General features: G+C 60.5%; 22 protein-coding genes and 1 pseudogene. 10 read left to right on the top strand and 13 right to left on the bottom strand.

What is annotated here, in order from left to right:
* Nucleotides 1–2: 2 nt before the first annotated feature.
* Nucleotides 3–1,256: a serine hydroxymethyltransferase gene (glyA, locus tag PMI31_RS17435; RefSeq protein WP_008019509.1), complete on the bottom strand. Its 1,254-nt coding sequence runs from the start codon at nucleotides 1,254–1,256 to the stop codon at nucleotides 3–5.
* A 284-nt stretch (nucleotides 1,257–1,540) separates the two neighbouring features.
* A complete protein-coding gene (locus tag PMI31_RS17430) occupies nucleotides 1,541–2,293 on the bottom strand; it encodes a TraX family protein (protein ID WP_008019508.1) in 753 nt (250 codons plus the stop codon).
* Between the two features lie 132 nt (nucleotides 2,294–2,425).
* On the opposite strand from PMI31_RS17430, the gene PMI31_RS17425 reads away from it, so the two are divergent.
* Entirely contained in the window at nucleotides 2,426–3,466 is a 1,041-nt protein-coding gene (locus PMI31_RS17425) for a threonine aldolase family protein (protein WP_008019507.1), read from the top strand.
* A gap of 209 nt (nucleotides 3,467–3,675) precedes the next feature.
* Nucleotides 3,676–4,500, top strand: a complete 825-nt coding sequence (locus PMI31_RS17420) for an SDR family oxidoreductase (protein WP_008019506.1) — start codon at nucleotides 3,676–3,678, stop codon at nucleotides 4,498–4,500.
* A gap of 128 nt (nucleotides 4,501–4,628) precedes the next feature.
* Here the strand turns inward: PMI31_RS17420 and gbcB are convergent, their stop codons facing one another.
* Nucleotides 4,629–5,729 carry a glycine-betaine demethylase subunit GbcB gene (gene gbcB / locus PMI31_RS17415; RefSeq protein WP_008019505.1) on the bottom strand — a complete coding sequence of 367 codons (1,101 nt, stop codon included), beginning with the start codon at nucleotides 5,727–5,729 and terminating at the stop codon, nucleotides 4,629–4,631.
* 297 nt (nucleotides 5,730–6,026) lie between these two features.
* Here gbcB and gbcA point away from each other — a divergent pair, with 297 nt between their 5' ends.
* Nucleotides 6,027–7,322 (top strand): glycine-betaine demethylase subunit GbcA, encoded by a 1,296-nt coding sequence (gbcA, locus tag PMI31_RS17410; RefSeq protein ID WP_043302457.1) that lies wholly within the window; start codon nucleotides 6,027–6,029, stop codon nucleotides 7,320–7,322.
* A gap of 776 nt (nucleotides 7,323–8,098) precedes the next feature.
* On the opposite strand, the gene PMI31_RS17405 is transcribed toward gbcA, so the two are convergent.
* From PMI31_RS17405 to PMI31_RS17365, 9 genes are all read right to left on the bottom strand, one after another.
* Complete coding sequence (locus PMI31_RS17405; RefSeq protein WP_043302451.1) at nucleotides 8,099–9,337, bottom strand: retropepsin-like aspartic protease family protein; 1,239 nt, start codon at nucleotides 9,335–9,337, stop codon at nucleotides 8,099–8,101.
* A gap of 96 nt (nucleotides 9,338–9,433) precedes the next feature.
* Nucleotides 9,434–10,285: an RHS repeat-associated core domain-containing protein gene (locus tag PMI31_RS29455; protein WP_008019501.1), complete on the bottom strand. Its 852-nt coding sequence runs from the start codon at nucleotides 10,283–10,285 to the stop codon at nucleotides 9,434–9,436.
* A gap of 175 nt (nucleotides 10,286–10,460) precedes the next feature.
* On the bottom strand, nucleotides 10,461–11,027 hold the full coding sequence (locus PMI31_RS17395) for a GNAT family N-acetyltransferase (protein WP_008019500.1): 567 nt from the start codon (nucleotides 11,025–11,027) through the stop codon (nucleotides 10,461–10,463).
* 114 nt (nucleotides 11,028–11,141) lie between these two features.
* Entirely contained in the window at nucleotides 11,142–11,912 is a 771-nt protein-coding gene (etfB, locus tag PMI31_RS17390) for an electron transfer flavoprotein subunit beta (protein ID WP_008019499.1), read from the bottom strand.
* Between the two features lie 15 nt (nucleotides 11,913–11,927).
* A complete protein-coding gene (gene etfA / locus PMI31_RS17385) occupies nucleotides 11,928–13,148 on the bottom strand; it encodes an electron transfer flavoprotein subunit alpha (RefSeq protein WP_008019498.1) in 1,221 nt (406 codons plus the stop codon).
* On the bottom strand, nucleotides 13,148–15,097 hold the full coding sequence (dgcB, locus tag PMI31_RS17380; RefSeq protein ID WP_008019497.1) for a dimethylglycine demethylation protein DgcB: 1,950 nt from the start codon (nucleotides 15,095–15,097) through the stop codon (nucleotides 13,148–13,150). Before dgcB ends, etfA begins: the two co-directional genes overlap by 1 nt.
* A 138-nt stretch (nucleotides 15,098–15,235) precedes the next feature.
* A complete protein-coding gene (dgcA, locus tag PMI31_RS17375) occupies nucleotides 15,236–17,296 on the bottom strand; it encodes a dimethylglycine demethylation protein DgcA (RefSeq protein ID WP_008019496.1) in 2,061 nt (686 codons plus the stop codon).
* Nucleotides 17,297–17,311: 15 nt separating this feature from the next.
* Nucleotides 17,312–17,842 carry a DUF5943 domain-containing protein gene (locus PMI31_RS17370; RefSeq protein ID WP_008019495.1) on the bottom strand — a complete coding sequence of 177 codons (531 nt, stop codon included), beginning with the start codon at nucleotides 17,840–17,842 and terminating at the stop codon, nucleotides 17,312–17,314.
* Nucleotides 17,843–17,920: 78 nt separating this feature from the next.
* Nucleotides 17,921–18,898, bottom strand: a complete 978-nt coding sequence (locus PMI31_RS17365; protein WP_008019494.1) for a dipeptidase — start codon at nucleotides 18,896–18,898, stop codon at nucleotides 17,921–17,923.
* Nucleotides 18,899–19,122: 224 nt separating this feature from the next.
* On the opposite strand from PMI31_RS17365, the gene PMI31_RS17360 reads away from it, so the two are divergent.
* From PMI31_RS17360 to PMI31_RS17350, 3 genes and pseudogenes are all read left to right on the top strand, one after another.
* Nucleotides 19,123–19,524, top strand: coding sequence for a lysozyme inhibitor LprI family protein (locus PMI31_RS17360; protein WP_008019493.1), 402 nt, complete (start codon nucleotides 19,123–19,125; stop codon nucleotides 19,522–19,524).
* A gap of 18 nt (nucleotides 19,525–19,542) precedes the next feature.
* Nucleotides 19,543–19,765: pseudogene (locus tag PMI31_RS17355) on the top strand (helix-turn-helix domain-containing protein); the annotation flags it as partial.
* Between the two features lie 33 nt (nucleotides 19,766–19,798).
* On the top strand, nucleotides 19,799–20,215 hold the full coding sequence (locus PMI31_RS17350) for a DUF3010 family protein (RefSeq protein ID WP_008019492.1): 417 nt from the start codon (nucleotides 19,799–19,801) through the stop codon (nucleotides 20,213–20,215).
* Between the two features lie 125 nt (nucleotides 20,216–20,340).
* On the opposite strand, the gene PMI31_RS17345 is transcribed toward PMI31_RS17350, so the two are convergent.
* Nucleotides 20,341–21,285, bottom strand: coding sequence for a GlxA family transcriptional regulator (locus tag PMI31_RS17345; protein WP_008019490.1), 945 nt, complete (start codon nucleotides 21,283–21,285; stop codon nucleotides 20,341–20,343).
* Nucleotides 21,286–21,478: 193 nt separating this feature from the next.
* On the opposite strand from PMI31_RS17345, the gene PMI31_RS17340 reads away from it, so the two are divergent.
* From PMI31_RS17340 to PMI31_RS17325, 4 genes are all read left to right on the top strand, one after another.
* On the top strand, nucleotides 21,479–22,423 hold the full coding sequence (locus PMI31_RS17340) for a choline ABC transporter substrate-binding protein (protein ID WP_008019489.1): 945 nt from the start codon (nucleotides 21,479–21,481) through the stop codon (nucleotides 22,421–22,423).
* 96 nt (nucleotides 22,424–22,519) lie between these two features.
* The gene (locus tag PMI31_RS17335; RefSeq protein WP_008019488.1) at nucleotides 22,520–23,407 is read left to right on the top strand and encodes a 3-keto-5-aminohexanoate cleavage protein; all 888 of its coding nucleotides are present in this window, start codon (nucleotides 22,520–22,522) and stop codon (nucleotides 23,405–23,407) included.
* 139 nt (nucleotides 23,408–23,546) lie between these two features.
* Nucleotides 23,547–24,512, top strand: a complete 966-nt coding sequence (locus PMI31_RS17330) for an L-carnitine dehydrogenase (protein ID WP_008019487.1) — start codon at nucleotides 23,547–23,549, stop codon at nucleotides 24,510–24,512.
* A gap of 121 nt (nucleotides 24,513–24,633) precedes the next feature.
* Nucleotides 24,634–25,110 (top strand): thioesterase family protein, encoded by a 477-nt coding sequence (locus PMI31_RS17325; RefSeq protein WP_008019486.1) that lies wholly within the window; start codon nucleotides 24,634–24,636, stop codon nucleotides 25,108–25,110.
* Nucleotide 25,111 lies beyond the last annotated feature (1 nt).

Genomic DNA, 25,111 nt, shown 5'->3' with positions numbered 1-25,111 from the left:
ACTCAGCGATAAACCGGGAAGTCCGCGCACAGGGCCGATACCTGCTGGGCGACATTGGCCTCGACATCGGCGTCGCCGAGGTTGTCGAGGATGTCGCAGATCCAGCCGGCCAGTTCGACGCACTGGGTCACCTTGAAGCCGCGCGTGGTCACCGCCGGGGTGCCGATACGCAGGCCGGAGGTCACGAACGGCGACTGTGGATCGTTCGGGACAGCGTTCTTGTTCACAGTGATATGGGCGCGACCGAGTGCTGCGTCCGCCTCTTTGCCGGTCAGGCCCTGACGAATCAGGCTGACCAGGAACAGGTGGTTGTCGGTACCGCCGGACACTACATCGTAGCCGCGTTTGATAAATACGCCGGCCATCGCCTGGGCGTTGTCGATCACTTGTTGCTGGTAGGCCTTGAAGCCTGGCTCCAGCGCTTCCTTGAAGCACACCGCCTTACCGGCAATGACGTGCATCAGCGGGCCGCCCTGGGCACCGGGGAACACGGCAGCGTTGAGCTTCTTCTCGATTTCTTCGTTGGACTTGGCCAGGATCAGCCCGCCACGTGGACCGCGCAGGGTCTTGTGGGTGGTGGTGGTGACCACGTCGGCGTAAGGCAGCGGGTTCGGGTACAGGCCGGCAGCGACCAGACCGGCCACGTGGGCCATGTCGACGAACAGCAGCGCACCGACTTTGTCAGCGATCTGACGGAAGCGTGGGAAGTCGAGGGTCTTGGAGTAGGCCGAGAAACCGGCAACGATCATCTTCGGCTTGTGCTCGACGGCCAGGCGCTCGACTTCGTCGTAGTCGATCAGGCCGGTCTTGGTGTCGATGCCGTACTGCACGGCGTTGTACAGCTTGCCCGAGGACGACACCTTGGCGCCGTGGGTCAGGTGACCGCCATGGGCCAGGCTCATGCCGAGGATGGTGTCGCCGGCTTGCAGCAGCGCCAGGTACACGGCGCTGTTGGCCGAAGAGCCGGAGTGTGGTTGCACGTTGGCGTAATCGGCGCCGAACAGCTGCTTGGCGCGTTCGATGGCCAGGGCTTCAACCTTGTCGACGTGTTCGCAGCCACCGTAGTAGCGCTTGCCCGGATAACCTTCAGCGTACTTGTTGGTCAGGCCACTGCCCTGCGCTTCCATCACGCGCTTGCTGGTGTAGTTCTCCGACGCGATCAGCTCGATGTGATCTTCCTGACGTTGCTCCTCGGCATTCATCGCCGCCAGCAGTGCATCGTCGTAACCCTGGATCTTGTCTTGCTTGCTGAACATCGCGTCTCTCCCAGCGGCGGCGGTGCGCCATTCGTCTCGGTGAGGCACTGGCTTTTCGGCAGTGCCCTTTGATAGCGATGGTATGACCGAGGCAGACAGGTCAAATGCCTAAGGGCGCCACGCAAAGGTGCGTTTACGACATGACGGGAAATGGACAGGCGGAACGCGCCGGCAGGATCGCCACGATCCCCTGTGGGAGCGGGCTTGCCCGCGATAGCGGTGGGTCAGCCACCCTCTCTGTTGGATGTGGCGCCGTCATCGCTGGCAAGCCAGCTCCCACAGGGTCAGCCGATTGCCTGGCGAACAGCGAGCAGCATCAAGAAATGCGCGGGATACAGGGCGTACGCCCAGCGGCGCATCGGTAGTGGTTTTACGCCCCCGGCGTGTCGCAACAAGAACAGCCCGAGCCATGGCGCAATCAGACACGTGACGATGGCCGGAATCGCCGCGATATTGCCCAGGCGAGCGGCGTGATACAGCACCTGCCATTGATTGGCCGCCAGACAGACCAGCCCCGCCAATAACGCGAAATACCAGGGTCGCCGGAGTACTAGCAGCAAGACCAACGGCAACAGAACGCCAAAAAAACCGAACATCAAGCGCTGGGAGAAAAACGCTGCCAGCAGTACTGCACCGACCGCCAGCAGTCGCGATGCAAGCGCCGGTTGCTGCCAGCCACGAACCACCAGCAAACCCAGGGCAAGGGTGGGCAGCACATTCAAGGTGTCGGGATTGGCAATGAACATTCTGTAAGGAACTTCACTCACCGCGCTGAACAGCAACAGCCAAGCCAGATAGCGCCACTGGCCACCGGTCGTCGTAATCCGCACGCGCGCCAGATTGGCCGCCATCGCCAGGCAGAACCACGGAAACGCCAGGCGTCCCGGCACATACAGCAAATCGGCGGAATAACCGACATATCGCAAGTGATCGAGCACCATACTCAAAAGCGCCAGCCACTTGAGCAGATCCAGTGCCCCGTCGCGCTGCTTTAAGTGCATGGCCTTGTGCATGGTCTTGTGCATTGTCGCGTGCATAATTGCCCTTCGACACTGTATTTTCCAAACAGCGACATCCTGTGCGCTCCACCTGACGATCTTAGGTACAGTGCGCACCCTCATTGACCACGGGACGCTTCACCATAGGCATCTCGACCACGGAAGCAGGCCATGACCGACAAGAGCCAACAATTCGCCAGCGACAACTATTCCGGCATCTGCCCTGAAGCCTGGGCTGCCATGGAGCAGGCCAACCATGGCCACCAGCGCGCTTACGGCGACGACGAGTGGACCGCCCGCGCCTCCGACGATTTCCGCAAACTGTTTGAAACCGACTGCGAAGTGTTTTTCGCCTTCAACGGCACCGCCGCCAACTCGCTGGCACTGTCGTCGCTGTGCCAGAGTTACCACAGCGTGATCTGCTCGGAAACCGCCCACGTCGAAACCGACGAATGCGGCGCCCCGGAATTCTTCTCCAACGGTTCCAAACTGCTGATCGCCCGCACTGAAAACGGCAAGTTGACCCCGGACTCGATCCGCGAGGTCGCGCTCAAGCGCCAGGATATCCACTACCCCAAACCCCGCGTCGTGACCCTGACCCAGGCCACTGAAGTCGGCAGCGTCTACACCCCGGACGAAATCCGCGCCATCAGCGCCACCTGCAAGGAACTGGGCCTGAACCTGCACATGGACGGCGCGCGCTTCTCCAACGCCTGCGCCTTCCTCGGCTGCACCCCGGCCGACCTGACCTGGAAGGCCGGCGTTGACGTGCTGTGCTTTGGCGGCACGAAAAACGGCATGGCCGTGGGCGAAGCAATCCTCTTCTTCAACCACAAACTCGCCGAAGACTTCGATTACCGCTGCAAACAGGCCGGGCAGCTTGCTTCAAAGATGCGCTTCCTGTCGGCACCATGGGTCGGCATCCTCGAAAACGACGCCTGGCTCAAATACGCCAACCACGCCAACCGCTGCGCGCAATTGCTGGCCGAACTGGTCAGCGACATTCCCGGCGTGGAACTGATGTTCCCGGTTCAGGCCAACGGCGTGTTCCTGCAACTGTCGGAACCGGCCATCGCCGCACTGACCGCCAGGGGCTGGCGTTTCTACACCTTCATCGGCAACGGCGGCGCACGCTTCATGTGCTCGTGGGATACCGAGGAAGAGCGCGTGCGCGAGCTGGCCAAAGACATCCGCGAAGTGATGTCTCACTAACCTCCCCCTGTAGGAGCGAGCTCGCGATGGACTTGAAGGCGCCGTGTTCATTCTGAAATCACGCGTTTTCGTTAACGTCCATCGTCGGAGCGCCGCCCGGAGCAAGCTCGCCCCTACAAAAAGCCCCTACCCTCCGCTCGTTCGCACCTGAAGTCTTGGTCTACATTGTCTGTCGATCCGTACAGATAACAACAATCAGGAGCGTACGCATGTCATTGCAAGGAAAAACCCTGTTCATCACCGGCGCCAGCCGCGGGATCGGTCGCGAGATCGCTTTGCGGGCCGCGCGTGATGGCGCCAACATTGTGATCGCCGCCAAAAGCGCCGAGCCCCACGCCAAGCTGCCGGGGACGATTTTCAGCGTGGCGCAGGAAGTGGAAGCGGCAGGCGGCAAGGCGCTGGCCTTGCAGGTGGATGTACGTGAAGAGGATGCCGTACGTGAGGCGCTGGCCCGGGCCAACGAACATTTCGGCAATATCGATGCACTGATCAACAATGCCGGGGCGATCAAGCTGACCGGGGTCCAGCACCTTGAACTCAAGCGCTTTGACCTGATGCACCAGATCAACACCCGCGCCGTATTGCTGTGCAGCCAGGCTGCGTTACCCTATCTGAAGAAGTCCGCCGGGCACATCCTCAACCTGTCGCCACCGCTGAACCTGGCCACCAAGTGGTTCGCCCAATACAGCCCCTACACCGTCACCAAGTACGGCATGAGCATGCTGACCCTGGGCATGAGTGAGGAATTCAGGAATTACGGGATCAGCGTCAACTCGCTGTGGCCGCAAACCATGATTGCCACGGCAGCTATCGAATTTCAGCTGGGATCACGGGAGTCGTTCAAGCATGCACGCACGCCTGCGATCATGGCCGATGCCGCCCATGTGATTCTAAGCAGCGCAAATCGCAGCCTGACCGGGCGTTTGCTGATCGATGAGGAAATACTGCGGGAAAACGGTGTGACTGAGTTCGAACACTATCGGTTCGCGCCCGACAGCAGCGACAAGCTGATGACGGACCTGTTTATCGATTGATCACCCCACCCTGCAGGAGCGAGCTTGCTCGCAATGGACGACAGAACAACGCGGGGCATCAGGACGCCAGCGTTACCGTTGACGTCCATCGCGAGCAGGCTCGCTCCTACAGGGGTCGTCGGCGTGGATCAGTACTCGATGCGCACGTCGCCTTTCGGCACGCTGCAGCACGACAGGATGAACCCTTCGGCTTCGTCTTCCTCGGTGATCCCGCCGTTGTGCTCCATCTCCACTTCACCGCCCAGCTTCAACACCTTGCAGGTGCCACAGATTCCCATGCCGCACGCTTTCGGAATCATCAGGCCGACCTTGGCCGCCGCTGCATGCACGGTCTCGCCCGGGGCCACGCGGATGCTCTTGCCGGAGGAGGTGAACTCCACTTGATGCAGATCCGCGGCGTCCACTTCCGGTGCATCAGCCGCTTGTTCGGCATGCTCCTCGGCGTCGGCGCGGGCCTCGGGCGGGGTCGCTCCGAAGGATTCTTCGTGGTAGCGCTTCATGTCGAAGCCGGCATTTTCCAGCAGGCGCTTGACCGCATTCATGTAAGGTGTCGGGCCGCAGCAGAAGACCTCCCGCTCAAGGAAGTCCGGAACCATCAGCTCCAGCATCTTGTGGTTCAGGTAACCGCGATACCCGGCCCAAGGCTCACCGAAACCGTGCTTCTCGCAAATCAGGTGCAGGCTGAAGTTTTCGATCCGCGACGCCATATGCTCCAGCTCGCGGTGATAAATGATGTCTTTCGGTGACCGGGCGCTGTGGATAAACGCCATATCGACTTTGCCGTTGGTGTCGAAGAACCAGCGCGCCATGGACATGCACGGTGTGATCCCCACGCCGCCGCTGAGGTACAGCACTTTCGGGTTCGGGAAGTCGATGGCGTTGAACAGGCCGACCGGGCCGTGCACCGCCAGTTCGTAGCCTTCATGCAGGGTGTCGTGCAACCAGTTCGACACCTTGCCGCCCGGAACCCGCTTGATGGTCACCGAAAAGCTGTAAGGCACCGACGGCGAACTGGAAATGGTGTAGGAGCGCATGATCGGCTGACCTTCGATTTCCAGCTCCAGGGTGACAAACTGCCCCGGCTTGAAGAAGAACATGATCGGCTGGTCAGCCATGAAGCAGAAGGTACGCACATCCCAGGTTTCCTGGATGACTTTGACGCAACGGACGATATGCCGACCATTGGCCCAGGTCTGGGTGGTTACCGGGTTCAGGAAGTTGTTGGACATGCTGATCTCCACGGCCGACTGTCGGCCTTCATGTTGGCGATTCTGCGTATAGCGCGGATCACCCATTTACCTATCTGCGACATTCACATGCTTATCGCGACCAGCCCCCAACTGCCGGGGCTTGCGCGTCGGGAACAGATTGCACCATGTCGCCCATGGATAAGGTTCTGGCCGGCGCCGGCCCCACACTCGCCCCATACCAAGACATAACCTTTACACCTTGCGTAGCAACCCTGAACAGCACACCTGATTAGCCACTTTTCGCCGGCCACACAGAATGGCCTTGAGGATTAAATGATGGAAGTCACCACTACCCTGAGCCTGGGCGATCCGCTGGAACCCGCACGCAAGGCCACCGCGCAGATGCTGCAAGAACGCGAGCGCACGTTTTCGCTGCCGCAGCCTTTTTACTCTGACGAGCGGCTGTTTGATATCGACATGCAGGAAATCTTCCAGAAAGAGTGGTTGATCGCCGGCATGACCTGCGAGATCCCGACCAAGGGCAACTACCTGACCCTGCAAGTCGGCAAAAACCCGATCATCGTGATCCGTGGTGCCGACGGCGTGGTGCATGCGTTCCACAACGTCTGCCGCCACCGCGGTTCACGCCTGTGCACCAGTGAAAAAGGCAAAGTCGCAAAACTGGTCTGCCACTACCACCAGTGGACGTACGAGCTGGACGGTCGCCTGCTGTTCGCCGGCACCGAAATGGGCGCCGACTTCGACATGAAGCAATACGGCCTCAAACCGGTGAACGTGAAGACCGCCGGTGGTTACATCTTCATCAGCCTGGCGGAAAACCCACCCGCCATCGATGACTTCCTGTCGACCCTCAGCCATTACATGGAACCGTACGACATGGAGAACACCAAGGTGGCGGTGCAAACCACCTTGATGGAGAAGGCCAACTGGAAACTGGTGCTGGAAAACAACCGCGAGTGCTACCACTGCGGCGGTTCACACCCGGAATTGCTGAAAACCCTGCTGGAATGGGACGACGTCACCGACCCGCGCGCCGACCAGGCGTTCAAGGACCACGTCGCCGCCTCCGCCGCTGCCTGGGAAGCCGAGAAGATCCCTTACGCCCACGCCAGCTTCGGCCTGCGTAACCGCATCGTGCGCATGCCGCTGCTCAAGGGCACCGTGTCGATGACCATGGACGGCAAACAGGGCTGTGCCAAGCTGATGGGCCGCATCAAGAACCCGGACCTGGGCTCGATGCGCATCCTGCACCTGCCGCACTCCTGGAACCACTGCATGGGCGACCACATCATCGTGTTCACCGTGTGGCCGATCAGCGCCCAGGAAACCATGGTCACCACCAAGTGGATCGTGCACAAGGACGCCGTCGAAGGCGTGGACTACGACGTGGAGCGCATGCGCCAGGTCTGGGACGCCACCAACGACCAGGACCGTCGCCTGGCCGAAGAGAACCAGCGCGGGATCAACTCCACTGCGTACCAGCCTGGCCCGTACTCCAAGACTTATGAGTTCGGCGTAGTGAACTTCGTGGACTGGTACAGCGAGCGCCTGCTGAGCAACCTGGGGGCCGAGCCTGCGCCGTACCTCAAAGGGGTTCCTGTTCAAGGCTAAATGCCCCCTGTAGGAGCGAGCCTGCTCGCGATGGACGCCTGAACACCGCGGATTGCCTGATACCCCGCGTTATCGTTCACGACCTTCGCGAGCAAGCTCGCTCCTACAGGAGTTTGCCCTCTCCTTAAAACTGTACGAAATATGATCTATTCCGTTCAGAGCCATACCCGCCGCACCTCCCAGCCTTCCGCGAACAAGTTATCCACATCTCCACCCACAGCTATTGGGGACAACTGTGGAAATGTCACCCATTTTCTTCGCTGAAACCAAAGAAAAACCGTGACTTATCCAGAAGCATGCCTCCACGGGCGAGCTGGTCGTTTTTTAATCAACAACCTGAAAGCCACGGATTTCATGGCGCTCAGAGGATGGCAAACACCTTATCCACAGAAGCGCCAACAGACTTTGGGGTTAACTTCGCAGGCTCTGTGGAAAACCGCTGAAGCCCGCGGAAATCCGGCGTTTACGTGAAGGCTGACGGCATAAAAACGTCTCTTGATCATTTTTTGATCAAAACCATGCGCGCCGCGGTCTATAAGGCCTACAGACGATAGCAAACATCTTATCCACAGAAGCGCCAACAGAGATTGGGGGCAAGTTACTGTCCACCAAGGCACTTATCCTCAGGAAAAAGCCTTGGGAAACCGCAAGTTAAGCTGATCATTTTTTGATCTTGAGCCTGTAAGCCTTGATTCACATGGTCTTCAGCAAGGGGCAAACATGTTATCCACAGATGCACCAACAGGGATTGTGGGTAAACCTTCTCACCCTGCGACTTATCCAACTTTGTTCAAGCACGACCGCCCCGCCCCGATATCCAGGTACAGCTCGAAGTCATCGAATGCGTGCCACCCCAGCAGGATCGAAGGCACGTAGTGTCCTGATACCCACGACGGGGGAATGGTGAAGCCCGGGTAGTATTTGTAGGTGATGGACAGGCTGTGGCCTGGCAATTTGAGCAGGCCATTGAAAGTTTGATAGCGCGGCTGGCTGCTGGCCTTCGAACTTGAGTGACCGGGCGCCAGGGAGGTCGCGCCATTGACCTGGCTACCCGGTGCTCCCGATGTCAGGTAATCGACATTGCCGGTGTCGAGAATCGCCTGTGTTGCCCGTTTATCCAGCCGTGCGGCGATGACCAGCCGCTGGTTGATGTCCAGGCGAGAATAAACAACCGGCGACTCACAGCGCACGACGGGGGCGGGGTTGAGTTCCAGGGCCCCACGACTGATCTTCAGCCGCCCCAACTTGCTGATCAGATCGAGCCCCAGCAGGTTATCCCGATCACTGACAAACACCAGCACGTTGCGAAATTCGCTGCTGCCTACCTTTATGGAATCGAGAACTCCCAGTCTGGCGGACAGTTCGCTCTCGCCATAAAACGTGCTGTAGGCATAGCGGGAGTCAGTCAACAACCTGATTCCCATCAGCTTCGCGGTTCGGTAATTGACCCGGGTCTGCGGGGCGCCGGTGTCGAGAACGAAACGCGCAGAATGACCGTTGGCGGCGTCGACATCGATGAAAGGCAATACCTCGTCGGCAACGAAAGCGTCACTGGAATAGGGATGTAACTTGAGCACTTCACGGCGCGAACTTGTCTTCACCGTGAAATCACCGGTCGCCCTCAGGGTCGCGAGCGACTGGTCGCCGAACATCGAGAACAACAGTTTCAGCTCGGGATCGGCCTCTATGGCACGAGCGTGTTTGCGCTTGATCGTCAGGTAGTAATCAGGAAGTTGATTGGCAGCTTTGAGTTCGAACATGCGGGCGACCACCGAGACCGAACAGCTCAGGTTGCTGCCGGCATCCTGTACGCGGTCGCAGCGCTGGCGCATTTGCGCCAGGGAAGCTTTCTGTCCTTCCTTCGAATCCAGCCATTGGTAGAAGTCCTGCTCGGACTCATAGCTCTGTTTAACAACGTTCAGCTCCGACGCAGCCATCACTCCCGTCGACACGGCTGTACACCACGCGAGAAGCAATAGAGACCGCATTACAGGTTGCATGGCCAACCCATTCATAAAAACCAGGTGTCATAAGCAAGCGCTGACCGCCCCAGGACCCCGTATACCTTTCTCCCTCCACAGCGCACCGTAGAAAAATGTAGTTCAACGACATCAAGATCGCCTGATATTCACTGCATCAACCTCAGGTGGGACGGGAGCATCAGTACGGATATTCGTGGAGGAAGGAGGTGAAGGTTGCCGATGGGAAATCACAGCGAGGGGAACGTCTGGTTCAATAACCTTTTTTGGTACGGACCAACCCAGAATATTTTTGGCGTTATCTCTGACGGTTTTCCAAAGTACGCCTTTCTGGATGGCAGCTTTTGCTGCAACGGCGCCGCGGATAATAGCGCCACCCAACAGGCCAATTGTCCCCGCGGTGATGACATATGTTCCGGCAGTGAGTCCCGCGGCACTCATGGCTGCCCCGACAGCGGTGCCTACGGACCCTAACAGACTCAAACGCGTGGCCTGTAACGCAACCCCGGAAACCTTGGGCCCAGCTAACATGACCAATGGTACCGTGACGTGTAGCGTTGTAAGCAATGCACGCTGACCGAGCTGAAAAACAGACAGCACGGATTGACCGGACGGGTCCGTGTAGTTCAGCGGATCTCCCATGCTGTAGGCATAAGCGTTAATTCCGCCCTTGCCAAACGGACTCAACCGGTCCGGACTGTGAAACCGCATCAGCACAGGGTTATAGACCCGATGACCATTGCCCAGGTGATAACAGCCGGTCGAACGTTCCATGAGCTGCCCGTTGAAGCCCAGATGCGTCCCGGCCTGACGCGGGCTGCTTCGTAATCCGTAGGGGGAATAGACAAACGGGTTGGGGTTGCTGCTATCCAGTTCCGCGAGAACGCTTTGCTGCTGGTCGGTTGTCAGCAACAGGGTCCGGGAAAACCGCTGCGGGGCTGCAGAGGCTCCGCTCGCACTTTGGTTTTGGTGAGAAAGTGTCATCGGCGGGCTCCGGAATGAGGTCTCTCTGCCCGCCAAGCCACGTCCGCTTCGCGGCTTTTAGCTACTGACATGTCCGGCTGGCGAGTGTGGGTATTGGTTGATCAATACCCTAACAAACCACCGTTAATGCCAACACTAGCAGTTCTGCTAGTTTCGCTCGCCTCAGTGGCGCCCGCTAAGGCCGGTACATCAGGTAAGCCTCACCCGTGACCCGGATCATCGGATGCGGGGTGATCTGGCAGGTATCGACGATACGAAAGCCATGGCGCTCGTAGAAACGCCGGGCGCCGGTGTTGGCGGCGTAGTCGATCAGGCTCATGCCGTTGAGACCAAGCTGGTTGGCACGGTCGTAGGCGAAGGCCAGGAACTGTTTGCCCAGCCCCTGATTGCGCCAGCCTTCGTGCAGCGCCAGGCTGGAAATATAGAGGGTGTCGGGAATTTCCATCGTGGCATAGGGCGCCAGCACTGGATCGGTCACCGGTGCCGCGAACGGATCATGGCGCATCACATAGCTGTGCATCATGCCGATGACCTGCCCGTCCGCTTCGGCGATCAGGCAATTCTGATAAGAAAAATCCACATCGTCGCGGGCGTAGCGAATCGCGCCGACGTCCAGCAGATCCTGGCCAGGCTCGGCGATCTGGCTCCAGATGTAATCGGAACAGCCCTCGGATGAAATCTGAAACAAGCGAGCAATCTCGCGCGCATCCGCGCGCACTGCCGAACGAAACTCAACAGCCATTGAACAGCACTCCATGAAAACAAAAGAGCGCCCGATTTAACGCGGGCGCTCCTGGCACGGCAACGCACCTGATGGAAGGTTGTATATCGGGATGTTGCTACCTGAAGCCCCGCGTCAGCGAACCACGCCTTCCTCGATCAGCAACTTGAGAATGGCTTCAGCTCCAGCTTGCGCCGTAACGCCCTTGAGCACTTGTCCACCGCCGCCACTGGCTTTCGCCGTTGCGGCTTTCATACGGTCGGCGCCGCTCTTGGCCTTGATCACCTTCAGGCGCTTGGGTCGTGGCTTGGCCGGTTGCAGGCTGGCGACCGCGAGCAGCTCATCATCGATGACTTCAACTTCCTGCGCTTGCAGCACGCCGCGTCGGGCCGGGCCGTAAGCGCTCTGGCGAGGCTTGGGCGCTGCGTTATCCACAGTCGCCAGAAACGGCAGGCGTACCTTCAGCCGACGACGTTGACCGCGCGGCAAGGCTTGCAGCACCAGCGCCGAACTGCCCTCGATGGACTCGACCTGCGCCAGCCCCACCACCAGCGGCCAGCCCAGGCTTTCGGCCAGCAGGAAGGGCAACATGCCCGAGCCTTCACCGGTTTCCGCCTGGCTGCCGGTCAACACCACCTGAGCACCGGCATCGCGCAGATATTCGGTCAGCGCCGGTAGCGCATCGGCACCTTGCGGTTGCTCCAGCACATGCAGTTGCTCAAGCCCCATGCCCAGGTAAGCGCGCAATGCAGGCTCGGCAATGTCGCCAGCATGCAGCACTTGCAAGTTATCCCCAGCCAGTTGCAGGCCCAGTTCTACCGCCCGCGCATCCTGTTCCGCGCGACGCGGCCGACCGGATGTCGGGTGGGCGCCGATCGACACCAGGCTGATGATTTTCGTGCTCATAACCCTTTCCTTCCCTTAAGCCGCATCGCGCTTGGCGTCGTTGCGGTAAGCCTCTACCGCATCGATCAAGGCTTGAAGAATCTCGGCGCTCTCGCCGATCACCGACAGGTCGGCCCGTTTGATCATGTCGCAACCCGGATCGAGGTTGATCGCCACCACCTTGTCGCAGGCACCGATGCCTTGCAGGTGCTGGATCGCCCCGGAAATCCCCACTGCCACATAGACCCGCGCGGTGACCCAGGTACCGGACGCGCCGACCTGACGGTCGCGTGCCATGAAACCATCGTCCACCGCCACCCGCGATGCACCTTCGGTCGCGCCCAACGCCTCGGCCGTCCGGTGGAAAAGTCCCCAGTCCTTGACCCCGTTGCCGCCGGAGAAAATGAACTCGGCTTCGGCCATGGGGATGGCCGCTGGATCGACTGCCACCGCGCCCAGATCTTCGATCCGCGACAGGCTGCGCGCCACGGTTGTGGATAACTCCACGGGCAGCGCTTCGTGACGGGTTTCGCTGACCGGTTCGGCGCATTCGGCAGCCGCCAGAATCAGTCGCGCCAGTGGACGGGCAAGGTCTTGCAGACCCGCGCCGGCGCGGCCGATGCACTCCTGATCCTTGACCTGCCAGACCCGCGTGGCCGGGCGCTCGCCCAGTGCCGCGGCAAAGCGCCGACCCAGTTCGCCGCCACCGCTGCGGCTGTCCGGCAGCAACCAGTGACGCGGGCTGAACTGGTTATCCACAGCCCGCAGGCCCTGGACGCGTTGTTCCGGTGCATAACCGCTGAATTCGTCGCCTTCCAGTACCAGCAAGCGGTCAACGCCCGCCGTGGCAAAGGCGTTTTCCTTGTGCTCACCGAACACCACGGCCAGTACCGCACCGTCCTTGCCGGCCAACTGATGGGCCAGGCCGAGCAAATCGCGGTCGTGGCTGCTCAAGCGACCGCCGACCATGTCCGGCACCACGCTGATATAGAACGCGGGTGCAGCCACTTGATGCAGCGGCAATTGCACTTCAACCGCGGCCGAGCGTTTAGTCGTCCCGCCCTGCTGAGCACCACTGCGGTCGATCCGTTTGATCCCATTGGGACCGATAAAACCGATCCCGTGAGGATTCTTGCGGATGACGCCGTTAGGCCCCATCCAGCTGTGTTGCGCCGGTTGCATGGCCGCGTGCAGCGGGTGCAAGCGGTTGCGGGCGATCCATTCAGCGCGAGGGTCGCGGCGGATAATGTCGCTCATCAATGCACCTCCGCAGTTTCACGTTTGGCCGGTGCCGAAGGCTTTCCCGGCGCGGCGTCTTCGAGCAGCGCATCAGCCACCAGTTCGGCGATGTCCTTGATCAGCGGACGCGGTTCGACCACGCCTTCAAGCATCGCGGTGCACTGTGGACAACCCACGGCCACCAGTTCGGCGCCGGTTTCGCGGATGTCTTCCATGCGCATGTCGGGGATCCGTTGCTTGCCCGGAATGTCGGTGATCGGCGCACCGCCACCACCGCCACAGCAGCGGGAGCGGAAGCCGGAGCGCTGCATTTCTTTCACTTCAATCCCGAGGGCGCGCAGTACCTGACGCGGTGCCTCGTATTCGCCGTTATAGCGGCCGAGGTAGCACGGGTCGTGGTAGGTCACGCTGTCGCCTTTGTGCTGACCGAGATTGAGCGCGCCAGCATCGATGATTTCCGCCATGTAGGTGCTGTGGTGCTGCACCAGGTAGTTGCCATCAAATGCGCCGTACTCGTTTTTCAGCACGTGGAAGCTGTGCGGGTCGCAGGTGACGATGCGGTTGAAACTGTATTTGGCCAGGGTCTGGATGTTGCGTTTGGCCAACAGCTGGAAGGTCGCTTCATCGCCCAGGCGCCGCGCCACGTCACCGCTGTCGCGTTCTTCGAGGCCGAGCACGGCGAAGTCGATTTTCGCCGCCTTGAGCACTTTGACGAACGCACGCAGGGTGCGCTGGTTACGCATGTCGAAGGCACCGTCGCCAACCCAGAACAGCACGTCGGTGGATTTCTTTTCACTGAGCAGGTTGAGGTTCAGGTCAGCCGCCCAGTTCATCCGCCCGCCCGGCGCGAAGCCGCCCGGGTTGTCGGTGGCGATCAGGTTTTCCAGGACTTCCGCGCCCTTGTTCGGGGTCGCGCCTTTTTCCAGGGTCAGGTGACGACGCATGTCGACGATGGCATCGACGTGCTCGATCATCATCGGGCATTCCTCGACACAGGCACGGCAGGTGGTGCACGACCACAGGGTCTCGGCGTCCACCAGGCCGTTGACGATCGGCTGATGCGGATTACCCGCATGCTCACCAATCGGTTTGCCCGGATACGGACTGCCGGCGAACTTCGCATCGGTGCCGCCAGCCAGGCCGACGACCATGTCCTGAATCAGTTTTTTCGGGTTCAGCGGCTGGCCGGCAGCGAAGGCCGGGCACGCCGCTTCGCATTTACCGCACTGCACGCAGGCGTCGAAGCCGAGCAACTGGTTCCAGGTGAAATCCTTGGGTTTTTCCACGCCCAGTGGCGCGTTCGGATCGTTCAGGTCGAGCGGTTTCAACCCCGTGGAACGACCGCCGCCAAAGCGTTCGGCGCGACGGTGCCAGGCCAGGTGCAAGGCACCGGCAAAAGCGTGCTTCATCGGCCCGCCCCAGGTCATGCCGAAGAACAGCTCCGACACGCCCCACAACACGCCAACCCCGAGAATCGCCGCCACCAGCCAGCCGCCAAAGTTTTCCGGCAGGATCCCGGCCACCGGCAGGGTCACCAGGAAGAACGAGGCCGAGAACGCCAGCAGGCTTTTCGGCAGGCGCATCCACGGGCCTTTCGACAGGCGCGACGGCGGGTTGCGCCGACGCAGGTAAACAAAGATCGCGCCGACGAACATCACCGCCGACATCAACAACAAGGCATAGCCGAGATAGCGGTTATGCAGGCCAAAACCGTGCACCAGTATCGCCAGCACGGCGGACGCTACCGCACCGCCAGCCGTGGCAACGTGGGTATTGGCAATGTATTTGTCCCGCGCCACCACATGGTGCAAATCGACCATGTAGCGCTTGGGCATGGCGAACAGGCCGCCGATCAGGTCGACTTTAGAAGCGCGGCCTCGGCGCCACATGGCCACCCGCCGCAACGCACCCAGAACCGCAAGGCCCAGGGCAGCGAACAACAGGATTGGAAGAAGGGTGTTCAACATAGGTGTTGCTCCCAAAGACCTCGGGGTCTTGCATGGGCCTTGTAGGAGCCGGCTTGCTGGCGATTCAGACGCCTCGGTGAATCAGGCAGTCCGCGTTATCGTTCATCGCCAGCAAGCCGGCTCCTACAGGAGGTTGGCTTAGAAATCCTTGCACAGCCGCAGCGCGTCATAGATCGCCGCGTGTACGTTACGCTGGGCCACGCAGTCGCCGATGCGGAACAGCAGGTAGCCGTCACCGCTCTGCTCCAGGCATGGCTGCGGCTTGATCGCGAACAAGGCTTCGACGTCGATCTGGCCTTTGTTGCGCGAGCCTTCCTTCAGCGCGTAGTAGATTTCTTCGTCCGGGCGCACGCCGTTTTCAACGACCACCTGGTCCACCACCCGCTCCTCTTTGGCGCCGGTGTATTCGTTCTCCAGCACCGCCACCAGCTTGTCGCCTTCGCGGTAGACCTTCTCCAGCATCATGTCGCCAGTCATGATCACTTCTTTCGGATACATGCTGCGGTAGTAAGTCGGGAACGACGTACCGCCAATCGCCACGCCAGGCTTGATGTCGTCGGTGACGATCTCGACCTGACTGCCCTTGTCGGCGATGAAGTCGGCGGTCGACATGCCGGTGAATTCACAAATGGTGTCGTAGACCAGTACGTTCTTGCCCGGTGCCACCTTGCCATCGAGGATGTCCCAGCTGCTGACCACCAGGCCTTCAGCCGCGCCCCAGTGCTCGTTCTGCTCGATGAACGGATGACCACCGACCGCCAGCACCACCACATCCGGACGCAGGTCCATGATGGTCGGCGCATCCGCCGCAGTGCCCAGGCGCAGGTCGACTTTCAACCGTGCCAGTTCCAGCTGATACCAGCGGGTGATACCGGCGATCTGGTCACGCTGCGGCGCTTTCGACGCCGTGGTGATCTGCCCGCCGATGAATTCCTTCTTCTCGAACAGGGTCACGTCGTGACCACGTTCGGCAGCCACACGAGCGGCTTCCATCCCCGCCGGGCCGGCACCGACCACCACCACCTTGCGTTTTTTACCGGTGGTTTTTTCGATGATGTGCGGCAGGCCCATGTATTCACGGGAGGTCGCCGCGTTCTGGATGCACAACACATCCAGGCCCTGATACTGACGGTCGATGCAGTAGTTGGCACCGACGCACTGTTTGATCTGGTCGACCTGGCCCATCTTGATCTTGGCGATCAGGTGCGGGTCGGCAATGTGCGCGCGGGTCATGCCGACCATGTCGACGTAACCGCCTTCCAGAATACGGGTGGCCTGGTTCGGGTCCTTGATGTTCTGCGCGTGCAGCACGGGAACCTTGACCACTTCCTTGATACCGGCCGCCAGGTGCAGGAACGGCTCCGGTGGATAACTCATGTTCGGAATCACGTTGGCCAGGGTGTTGTGGGTGTCGCAACCCGAACCCACGACGCCGATGAAATCAAGCATGCCGGTGTCGTCGTAATACTTGGCAATCTGCTTCATGTCCTCGTGGGACAGGCCATCGGGGTGAAATTCGTCACCGCAGATACGCATGCCCACGCAGAAATCGTCACCGACCTCGGCGCGCACGGCCTTGAGCACTTCCAGACCGAACTTCATGCGGCCTTCGAAGGTACCGCCCCATTCGTCGGTACGCTTGTTGACCCGAGGGCTCCAGAACTGGTCGATCATGTGCTGGTGCACGGCCGACAGTTCAACGCCGTCCAGGCCTCCGGCCTTGGCGCGACGCGCAGCTTGCGCGTAGTTGCCGATCACCCGCCAGATTTCTTCCGGCTCGATGGTTTTGCAGGTGGCGCGGTGCACCGGCTCGCGCACGCCAGACGGCGACATCAGCGTCGGCCAGTTGAAGCCGTCCCAACGGGAGCGACGGCCCATGTGGGTAATCTGGATCATGATCTTGGCGCCGTGCTTGTGCATGGCGTCGGCCAGATTCTGGAAGTGCGGAATGATGCGATCGGTGGACAGGTTCACCGAACTCCACCATTCCTGCGGGCTGTCGATGGCGACCACGGACGAACCGCCGCAAATCGCCAGGCCGATCCCGCCCTTGGCCTTCTCTTCGTAATACTTGACGTACCGATCGGTGGTCATGCCGCCGTCGGTCGCGTAGACCTCGGCGTGCGCGGTACTGAGCACGCGGTTGCGGATGGTCAGTTTGCCGATCTGGATCGGCTGGAACATTGCTTCGAAAGCCATGGCGGGTTCCTCGACTTACAACGGCTTGACGATGAACAAGCCGTCTTCGTGGCCCTCTTCGGAGCCACCGTAGACTTGCTCGGCCACGGTGCGGATCTTGCTGCCGCGAGCGGCGAGGATCTGATCCATCGCGCCTGCAAACCAGCCGGTGAACATGTAATCGACCTTGCGCCCGACCTTGCCGTACACGTAGACGAACGCCGAATGTTCGAGCTTGACGCTGCAGGTGCCTTTGTCGAGGTCGATGTCCTGGATCTTGAACAGGCCCCAGCCGCGCTGCGACAGGCGCTTCATGTAGTGCTCGAACACTGCGACACCTTCCAGGCCATGGCATTCGGCTTCTTTTTCACACCAGTGCCAGGCGGACTTGTAGCCGGCCTTGTAGAGGATTTCGGCGTAGGCTTCTGCGCCCAGCACTTCCTCGATGCCCATGTGGTTGTTGACGAAGAAATGGCGCGGTACGTACAGCATCGGCAGGGCGTCAGAAGTCCAGACACCGGTTTCGCTGTCGACTTCGATAGGCAATTGCGGGGCGATCTTGGCCATGGAAACTTAACTCCAGAAAAATTTTGGTGTTGCCCCCGGCACGGATGGCCGGGGGAAAGGATTCAGAGGTGCGGCGGCTTATTCGCCCCAGACATCTTTCAAGACGTTGACCCAGTTCTCGCCCATGATCTTGCGCACCACGCGCTCGGAATGGCCGCGCTTGAGCAGGGTTTCGGTGAGGTTCGGGAACTCGCCGACGGTGCGGATGCCCAGCGGGTTGATGATCTTGCCGAAACTGGTCAGACGACGGGCGTAGCCCTTGTCGTGGGTCAGGTACTCGAAGAAGTCCTGGCCGTGACCCTGGGTGAAGTCGGTGCCGATGCCGATGGAATCTTCGCCGACGATGTTCAGGGTGTATTCGATGGCTTCGGCGTAGTCGTCGATGGTCGAATCGATGCCCTTGGCCAGGAATGGCGCGAACATGGTCACGCCGACGAAACCACCGTGATCGGCAATGAACTTCAGTTCTTCATCGGACTTGTTGCGCGGGTGCTCCTTGAGCCCCGACGGCAGGCAGTGGGAGTAGCAGACCGGCTTTTTCGACTCGAGGATGACCTCTTCGGAAGTCTTGGAACCGACGTGGGACAGGTCGCACATCACGCCGACACGGTTCATCTCGGCGACGATCTCACGACCGAAGCCCGACAGGCCGCCGTCACGCTCGTAGCAGCCGGTACCGACCAGGTTCTGGGTGTTGTAGCACATCTGCACGATACCGACGCCCAGCTGCTTGAACACCTCGACGTAACCGATCTGGTCTTCGAAGGCGTGGGCATTCTGGAAGCCGAAGAGGATGCCGGTCTTGCCCTGCTCCTTGGCCTTGCGGATGTCGGCGGTGGTACGCACCGGAATCACCAGGTCGCTGTTCTCGCGAATCAGCTTCTGGCTGGCGGCGATGTTGTTGACGGTGGCCTGAAAGCCCTCCCACACCGACACGGTGCAGTTGGCTGCGGTCAGACCGCCCTTGCGCATGTCTTCAAACAGCTCGCGGTTCCACTTGGCAATAATCAGCCCGTCGATAACGATGCTGTCGGCGTGCAATTCGGCTGGGCTCATCAGGCTGTCCCCTTATTAGCGATTCATGCGCCGAATCGTCTGCCGGCGCTTTGGGGCCAGCATATGCCTGAGGACCGGGGGAGCCGGGTGCAAAAACGACAGAGGGTTTGCCGAAAGCGTCAATCCGCGACAAAGGGTCGTAGTCAGGCACAATAACCGACCTGTTCAAGGCCCTCGGCTTGGGCCAGAATTCGCCGCATCACTGGAATAGAGCGGCGACCTGAATGAAATCCATCCTTCTGGCTTTGGCACTGATTGCGACCGGCGTACACGCAGCGGAGGTGTCCGACGACAACCCGTGCGACAAAGTCGAAAACGACGTCCAGACCCTCGAGTGCTCGGCCTTCAGCAAAACCACCGCCGAAGACCTGCTCAAGGAAAACCTCCAGGGCCTGACCGAGCGCATGCAGTCGCATTACGGCAAAAACCCGTCGCAACTGGCCGACATCACGGCCAAGCTCAAGGCCGCCCAACAGCAATGGCTCAAGACTCGGGATGCCGACTGCGTCGTCGAAGCCTTCCCGGCCACCAGCGGCAGCAAGGCGTTCACCATTGCCCAGAACGATTGCATTGCGCGGATGAGTGACGAACGGTCGGAGTTTTTGGAATCGATTGGGCAGGAGTAACCGCAAAGGATGGAAAACATGACGATCCCTCACGAAGTTGTCAGTCGCTATTGTTGATGGCGCACTACCGGTACGCGCCTGGCGCGAACACTTGAACCTTACACAGGATGAAGTGGCCAAACGCATGGGCATTACCCAGCCCGCTTTCGCCCAGCAAGAAACGGTCGCCAAGCCTCGCAAGGCCACCCGCGAAAAAATCGCTGCGGCTTTCGGCATCAACGCCAGTCAACTTGAGCTGTAAGCTGCTCACCTTCTGTCACTAACGGGATTCAACATGAAAGTCTGCGGCATCGAAATCAAGGGCAGCGAAGCGATCATTGCCGTGGCCACCCTGGACGGCCAGGCATTGAGCCACGCTGCGCTGACCACCAAAAAAATTGCCCTGGACGATGACGACGAAGCCGCCAACGTCAAAGTGTTCGCCGCTCAGGTCGCTTCGTTTGTCCGTGAGAATTCCATCGACCGCATTGCGATCAAGAAGCGCAGTAAGAAAGGCGAATTCGCCGGCGGGCCGACCACGTTCAAGATCGAAGGGGTTTTCCAGCTGCTGGAGAATTGCGAAGTGACCTTGCTGTCGCCACAGACCATCAATGCGCAGGCGAAGAAGCACGGGTTTGAGCTACCGGCGACGCTGAACAAGTATCAGCATGAGGCTTACAAGGCTGCCTGTTCGGCGTTACTGAAAAAGTAACCTTCAACCCTGTAGGAGCGAGCTCTGCTCGCGATGGACGTTAACGATTACACGTGCTGCCTGAATGAACGCGTTGCCCAGGCGTTTTTCGCAAGCAGGCTCGCTCCTACAGGGTTCTCAGTTGTTCATGCTTTCGCGGTACGCCGATCCTCCCGCGGGCACCGCTCAAACTTCGCCCGATAACTGCGGGTGAAATACGACGGCGACTCAAACCCGCAGGCAATGCTCACTTCCAGCACGCTCATGTCGGTCTGACGCAACAACTGCCGGGCCTTTTCCAGCCGTAAGCGCAGGTAGAAATTGCTCGGCGTATCGTTCAGGTACAACCGAAACAGGCGCTCCAGCTGCCGCCGCGTCACCTTGATCGATTCCGCCAGTTCCAGCGTACTCAGCGGCGGTTCGCTGTGCTGCTCCATCTCGCCGATCACGTGCACCAGCTTCTTGTTGCTGATGCCATAACGCGTGGCGACCTCCATGCGCTGGTGGTCTTTGCGCGGGCGGATGCGGCCGAGCACGAATTGTTCGCTGACCTGGATTGCAAGGTCAGGGCCGTGGGCCTGGGCGATGAGGTCGAGCATCAGGTCGATGGACGCTGTACCGCCGGCCGAGGTGATGCGCCGGCGGTCGATCTCGAACAATTCCTGGGTGACGCTGAGCTGTGGATAGGATTCCTTGAAGGCGTCGATGGCTTCCCAGTGCAGGGTCAGGCGATGGCCATCGAGCAAACCCGCCTCGGCGAGGATGAAGCTGCCGGTGTCGATGGCGCCGAGGGTCACGCCTTCGTTGTCCAGGCGACGCAACCAGTGTTCCAGCGCCGGGGTGGCGAACTTCAGGGGTTCGAACCCGGCGACCACCAACAGCGTCGCGCCTTTTTTCAACGGTTCCAGCGCCGCATCGGCGTTGACCGACATGCCGTTGCTCGCCAGTACCGCCCCGCCGTCGGCGCTCAGCACATGCCAGCGATAGAGTTCGCCGCGAAAGCGATTGGCGACCCGCAACGGCTCGATGGCCGAGATAAATCCAATGGCCGAGAAACCCGGCATCAACAAGAAGTAGAAATCCTGGGACATGGAGCGCACTCGGTTGCCGGTAGCGTGAGGATGTTGATACGCCACTTGCAACCGGCATTCAAGAGCACAGGTCGCTGCAGTGCAAGAGTCGGTCGCCGCAGTGCGCTTTCATGGGCGCTTAGCTGCGTAACTTGGCATCACCGGCGCATCAGACACCGGAACTCACAATAAACGAACTGCCGAGGAACCCGAGATGAAACGACTGATCAGCAGCTGTGTTCTTGCACTCAGTGGTACCGCTTTGCTGAGCGCCAGTGTCATGGCCGCCGAACCCGCCGCGTGCCAGAACGTGCGCATGGGTGTAGTGAACTGGACCGACGTGATCGCCACCAGTGCCATGACCCAGGTACTGCTCGATGGCCTCGGCTACAGCACCAAACAAACCAGCGCCTCCCAGCAAATCATCTTCGCCGGGATCCGCGACCAGCGTCTGGACCTGTTCCTCGGCTACTGGAACCCGCTGATGACCCAGACCATCACCCCGTTCGTCGACGCCAAACAGGTCAAGGTGCTTGAAGCGCCAAGCCTGCAAGACGCCCGGGCGACCCTCGCCGTGCCGACCTACCTCGCCGACAAGGGCCTGAAAACTTTCGCTGACATCGCCAAATTCGAAAAAGAACTGGGCGGCAAGATCTATGGCATCGAGCCCGGCTCGGGCGCCAACACTCAGATCAAGGCGATGATCGCCAAGAACCAGTTCGGCCTCGGCAAGTTCCAGCTGGTCGAGTCCAGCGAAGCCGGCATGCTCGCCGCGGTGGATCGCGCCGTGCGTCGCAACGAAGCCGTGGTGTTCTTCGGCTGGGCGCCACACCCGATGAACGTCAACGTGAAAATGACCTATCTCACCGGCAGCGACGACGCCCTCGGCCCGAACGAAGGCAAGGCTACCGTGTGGACCGTCACCGCTCCGACCTACGCCGAACAATGCCCGAACGTCGGTCGCCTGCTGAGCAACCTGACGTTCACCGCCGAAGACGAGAGCCGGATGATGCAGCCGCTGCTGGATCACAAGGACGCTTTCGAGTCGGCCAAACAATGGCTCAAGGATCACCCGCAGGACAAAAAACGCTGGCTTGAAGGCGTCACCACCTTCGATGGCAAACCGGCCGCTGAAAACCTGCAACTGACCAGTAAATAAACCCGAACGAACCACCGTCTCGCAGCCCAAACGGGCTGCGAACGGGACCACCACGCCTGGCCAAAAACCCAAAACTCGCCTGTAAGGAACCGCCAAATGAACCACGACGTCATCATCACCTGCGCACTCACCGGTGCTGGCGACACGACCGCCAAGAGCCCACACGTGCCGGTCACCCCGAAACAAATCGCGGCCGCCGCCGTGGAAGCCGCCAAGGCCGGTGCCACCGTGGTTCACTGCCATGTGCGCGACCCGCAAACCGGCAAGTTCAGCCGTGACGTGGCGTTGTATCGCGAAGTGATGGAGCGCATCCGCGAGGCGGATGTGGACATCATCGTCAACCTCACCGCCGGTATGGGCGGCGACCTGGAAATCGGTGCTGGCGAGAATCCGATGGAGTTCGGCCCGAACACCGACCTGGTCGGCCCGCTCACCCGCCTGGCCCACGTCGAGGAGTTGCTACCGGAAATCTGCACCCTGGATTGCGGCACCCTGAACTTCGGCGACGGTGACACCATTTACGTCTCCACCCCGGCCCAGCTGCGTGCTGGCGCCAAGCGCATTCAAGAGCTGGGCGTGAAAGCCGAGCTGGAAATCTTCGACACCGGTCACCTGTGGTTCGCCAAGCAAATGATCAAGGAAGGCCTGCTCGACAACCCGTTGTTCCAGCTGTGCCTGGGTATCCCTTGGGGCGCGCCGGCGGACACCACCACCATGAAAGCCATGGTCGACAACCTGCCGGCCGACGCGGTCTGGGCCGGCTTCGGTATCGGTCGTATGCAGATGCCGATGGCCGCGCAAGCGGTGTTGCTCGGCGGCAACGTGCGGGTCGGGCTGGAAGACAACCTGTGGCTGGACAAGGGCGTGCTGGCGACCAACGGCCAACTGGTCGAGCGTGCCACGGAAATCCTCAGCCGCCTCGGTGCCCGCGTCCTGACGCCGGCTGAAGGCCGCAAGAAAATGGGTCTGACCCAGCGCGGCTGACCGTTACCTGCAACCCCTGTAGGAGCCGGCTTGCCGGCGAAGAAGTCGGTACATCCGCCGCAGCGCTCTGCGTTGCTGGAATCGTCTTCGCCGGCAAGCCGTTACCTACAGGGTTCACCGAACCTACCAGGAAATCGCCATGAGCTTTATCACCGAAATCAAAACCTTCGCTGCCCTCGGCAGCGGTGTCATCGGCAGCGGTTGGGTATCCCGCGCCCTCGCCCATGGCCTGGATGTAGTGGCCTGGGACCCGGCCCCCGGTGCCGAAGCAGCCCTGCGCAAGCGTGTCGCCAACGCTTGGGGCGCACTGGAAAAACAAGGCTTGGCACCGGGTGCATCGCAGGATCGCCTGCGCTTTGTCGCGACCATCGAAGAGTGCGTGCGCGATGCCGACTTCATCCAGGAAAGCGCCCCGGAACGACTGGAGCTGAAACTGGATCTGCACAGCAAAATCAGCGCGGCAGCCAAGCCCAATGCGTTGATCGGTTCCAGCACCTCCGGCCTGTTGCCGAGCGAGTTCTACGAAAGCGCCACGCACCCGGAACGCTGCGTGGTCGGTCACCCGTTCAACCCGGTTTACCTGCTGCCACTGGTGGAAGTGGTCGGCGGCAAGAACACCGCGCCTGAAGCGGTGCAAGCGGCGATGAAAGTCTATGAATCCCTGGGGATGCGCCCGTTGCACGTGCGCAAGGAAGTACCGGGTTTCATCGCCGACCGCCTGCTCGAAGCGCTGTGGCGCGAGGCGTTGCACCTGGTCAACGACGGCGTGGCGACTACCGGTGAAATCGACGATGCAATCCGCTTCGGCGCCGGTTTGCGCTGGTCGTTCATGGGCACGTTCCTGACTTACACCCTGGCCGGTGGTGATGCCGGCATGCGCCACTTCATGGCGCAGTTTGGTCCGGCATTGCAGCTACCCTGGACTTACCTGCCGGCGCCGGAACTGACCGACAAGCTGATCGACGACGTGGTCGATGGCACCAGCGATCAACTGGGTAAACACAGCATTTCGGCGCTGGAGCGCTATCGTGATGACTGCCTGCTGGCGGTGCTGGAGGCAGTGAAGACCACCAAAGAGAAGCATGGGATGGCCTTCGCCGAATAAAGACCGCCGCCCTTTGTAGGAGCTGGCTTGCCAGCGAAGGCGGTGTGTCGGTCACACCGCGTCGTCCCATTCGCCGGCAAGCCGGCTCCTACAGGTTTTCATGACTTCAGGACTTGATGACATGCCCACCCTCACCACCTACCAGACCACCATCATCCCCGACTGGGTCGACTACAACGGCCACCTGCGCGATGCCTTCTACCTGCTGATTTTCAGCTACGCCACCGACGCGCTGATGGATCGCCTGGGCCTGGACAGCAACAGCCGGGAAGCCAGCGGCAACTCGCTGTTCACCCTCGAACTGCACCTGAACTACCTGCACGAAGTGAAGCTCGACGCCCAAGTCGAAGTGCACACCCAAATCATCGCCCACGACAGCAAGCGCGTGCACCTCTATCACAGCCTGCATCTGGTCGGTGATGCCCAGGAGCTTGCAGGCAACGAACAGATGCTGCTGCACGTGGATCTCGCCGGGCCACGTTCGGCACCGTTCAGCGCGCAGTCCCTGAGCCGACTGCAAGCCATCGTCGCCGAACAGGCGGACCTGCCAACACCCGAATACATTGGCCGAGTGATCGCATTACCCGCAAAAAAATAAC

This window comes from Pseudomonas sp. GM55, assembly GCF_000282395.1.
Classification (GTDB): Bacteria; Pseudomonadota; Gammaproteobacteria; order Pseudomonadales; family Pseudomonadaceae; genus Aquipseudomonas; species Aquipseudomonas fluorescens_CC.
The sequence above is the reverse complement of the archived record's forward strand: the minus strand, read 5'-3'. Positions and strand labels throughout refer to the sequence as shown.

What these genes read in the sequence shown, in the direction of transcription:
- glyA (WP_008019509.1), bottom strand. Translation starts at nt 1,256, where the DNA reads ATGTTCAGCAAGCAAGACAAGATCCAGGGTTACGACGATGCACTGCTG.
- PMI31_RS17430 (WP_008019508.1), bottom strand. Translation starts at nt 2,293, where the DNA reads ATGCACGCGACAATGCACAAGACCATGCACAAGGCCATGCACTTAAAG.
- PMI31_RS17425 (WP_008019507.1), top strand. Translation starts at nt 2,426, where the DNA reads ATGACCGACAAGAGCCAACAATTCGCCAGCGACAACTATTCCGGCATC.
- PMI31_RS17420 (WP_008019506.1), top strand. Translation starts at nt 3,676, where the DNA reads ATGTCATTGCAAGGAAAAACCCTGTTCATCACCGGCGCCAGCCGCGGG.
- gbcB (WP_008019505.1), bottom strand. Translation starts at nt 5,729, where the DNA reads ATGTCCAACAACTTCCTGAACCCGGTAACCACCCAGACCTGGGCCAAT.
- gbcA (WP_043302457.1), top strand. Translation starts at nt 6,027, where the DNA reads ATGGAAGTCACCACTACCCTGAGCCTGGGCGATCCGCTGGAACCCGCA.
- PMI31_RS17405 (WP_043302451.1), bottom strand. Translation starts at nt 9,337, where the DNA reads ATGAATGGGTTGGCCATGCAACCTGTAATGCGGTCTCTATTGCTTCTC.
- PMI31_RS29455 (WP_008019501.1), bottom strand. Translation starts at nt 10,285, where the DNA reads ATGACACTTTCTCACCAAAACCAAAGTGCGAGCGGAGCCTCTGCAGCC.
- PMI31_RS17395 (WP_008019500.1), bottom strand. Translation starts at nt 11,027, where the DNA reads ATGGCTGTTGAGTTTCGTTCGGCAGTGCGCGCGGATGCGCGCGAGATT.
- etfB (WP_008019499.1), bottom strand. Translation starts at nt 11,912, where the DNA reads ATGAGCACGAAAATCATCAGCCTGGTGTCGATCGGCGCCCACCCGACA.
- etfA (WP_008019498.1), bottom strand. Translation starts at nt 13,148, where the DNA reads ATGAGCGACATTATCCGCCGCGACCCTCGCGCTGAATGGATCGCCCGC.
- dgcB (WP_008019497.1), bottom strand. Translation starts at nt 15,097, where the DNA reads ATGTTGAACACCCTTCTTCCAATCCTGTTGTTCGCTGCCCTGGGCCTT.
- dgcA (WP_008019496.1), bottom strand. Translation starts at nt 17,296, where the DNA reads ATGGCTTTCGAAGCAATGTTCCAGCCGATCCAGATCGGCAAACTGACC.
- PMI31_RS17370 (WP_008019495.1), bottom strand. Translation starts at nt 17,842, where the DNA reads ATGGCCAAGATCGCCCCGCAATTGCCTATCGAAGTCGACAGCGAAACC.
- PMI31_RS17365 (WP_008019494.1), bottom strand. Translation starts at nt 18,898, where the DNA reads ATGAGCCCAGCCGAATTGCACGCCGACAGCATCGTTATCGACGGGCTG.
- PMI31_RS17360 (WP_008019493.1), top strand. Translation starts at nt 19,123, where the DNA reads ATGAAATCCATCCTTCTGGCTTTGGCACTGATTGCGACCGGCGTACAC.
- PMI31_RS17350 (WP_008019492.1), top strand. Translation starts at nt 19,799, where the DNA reads ATGAAAGTCTGCGGCATCGAAATCAAGGGCAGCGAAGCGATCATTGCC.
- PMI31_RS17345 (WP_008019490.1), bottom strand. Translation starts at nt 21,285, where the DNA reads ATGTCCCAGGATTTCTACTTCTTGTTGATGCCGGGTTTCTCGGCCATT.
- PMI31_RS17340 (WP_008019489.1), top strand. Translation starts at nt 21,479, where the DNA reads ATGAAACGACTGATCAGCAGCTGTGTTCTTGCACTCAGTGGTACCGCT.
- PMI31_RS17335 (WP_008019488.1), top strand. Translation starts at nt 22,520, where the DNA reads ATGAACCACGACGTCATCATCACCTGCGCACTCACCGGTGCTGGCGAC.
- PMI31_RS17330 (WP_008019487.1), top strand. Translation starts at nt 23,547, where the DNA reads ATGAGCTTTATCACCGAAATCAAAACCTTCGCTGCCCTCGGCAGCGGT.
- PMI31_RS17325 (WP_008019486.1), top strand. Translation starts at nt 24,634, where the DNA reads ATGCCCACCCTCACCACCTACCAGACCACCATCATCCCCGACTGGGTC.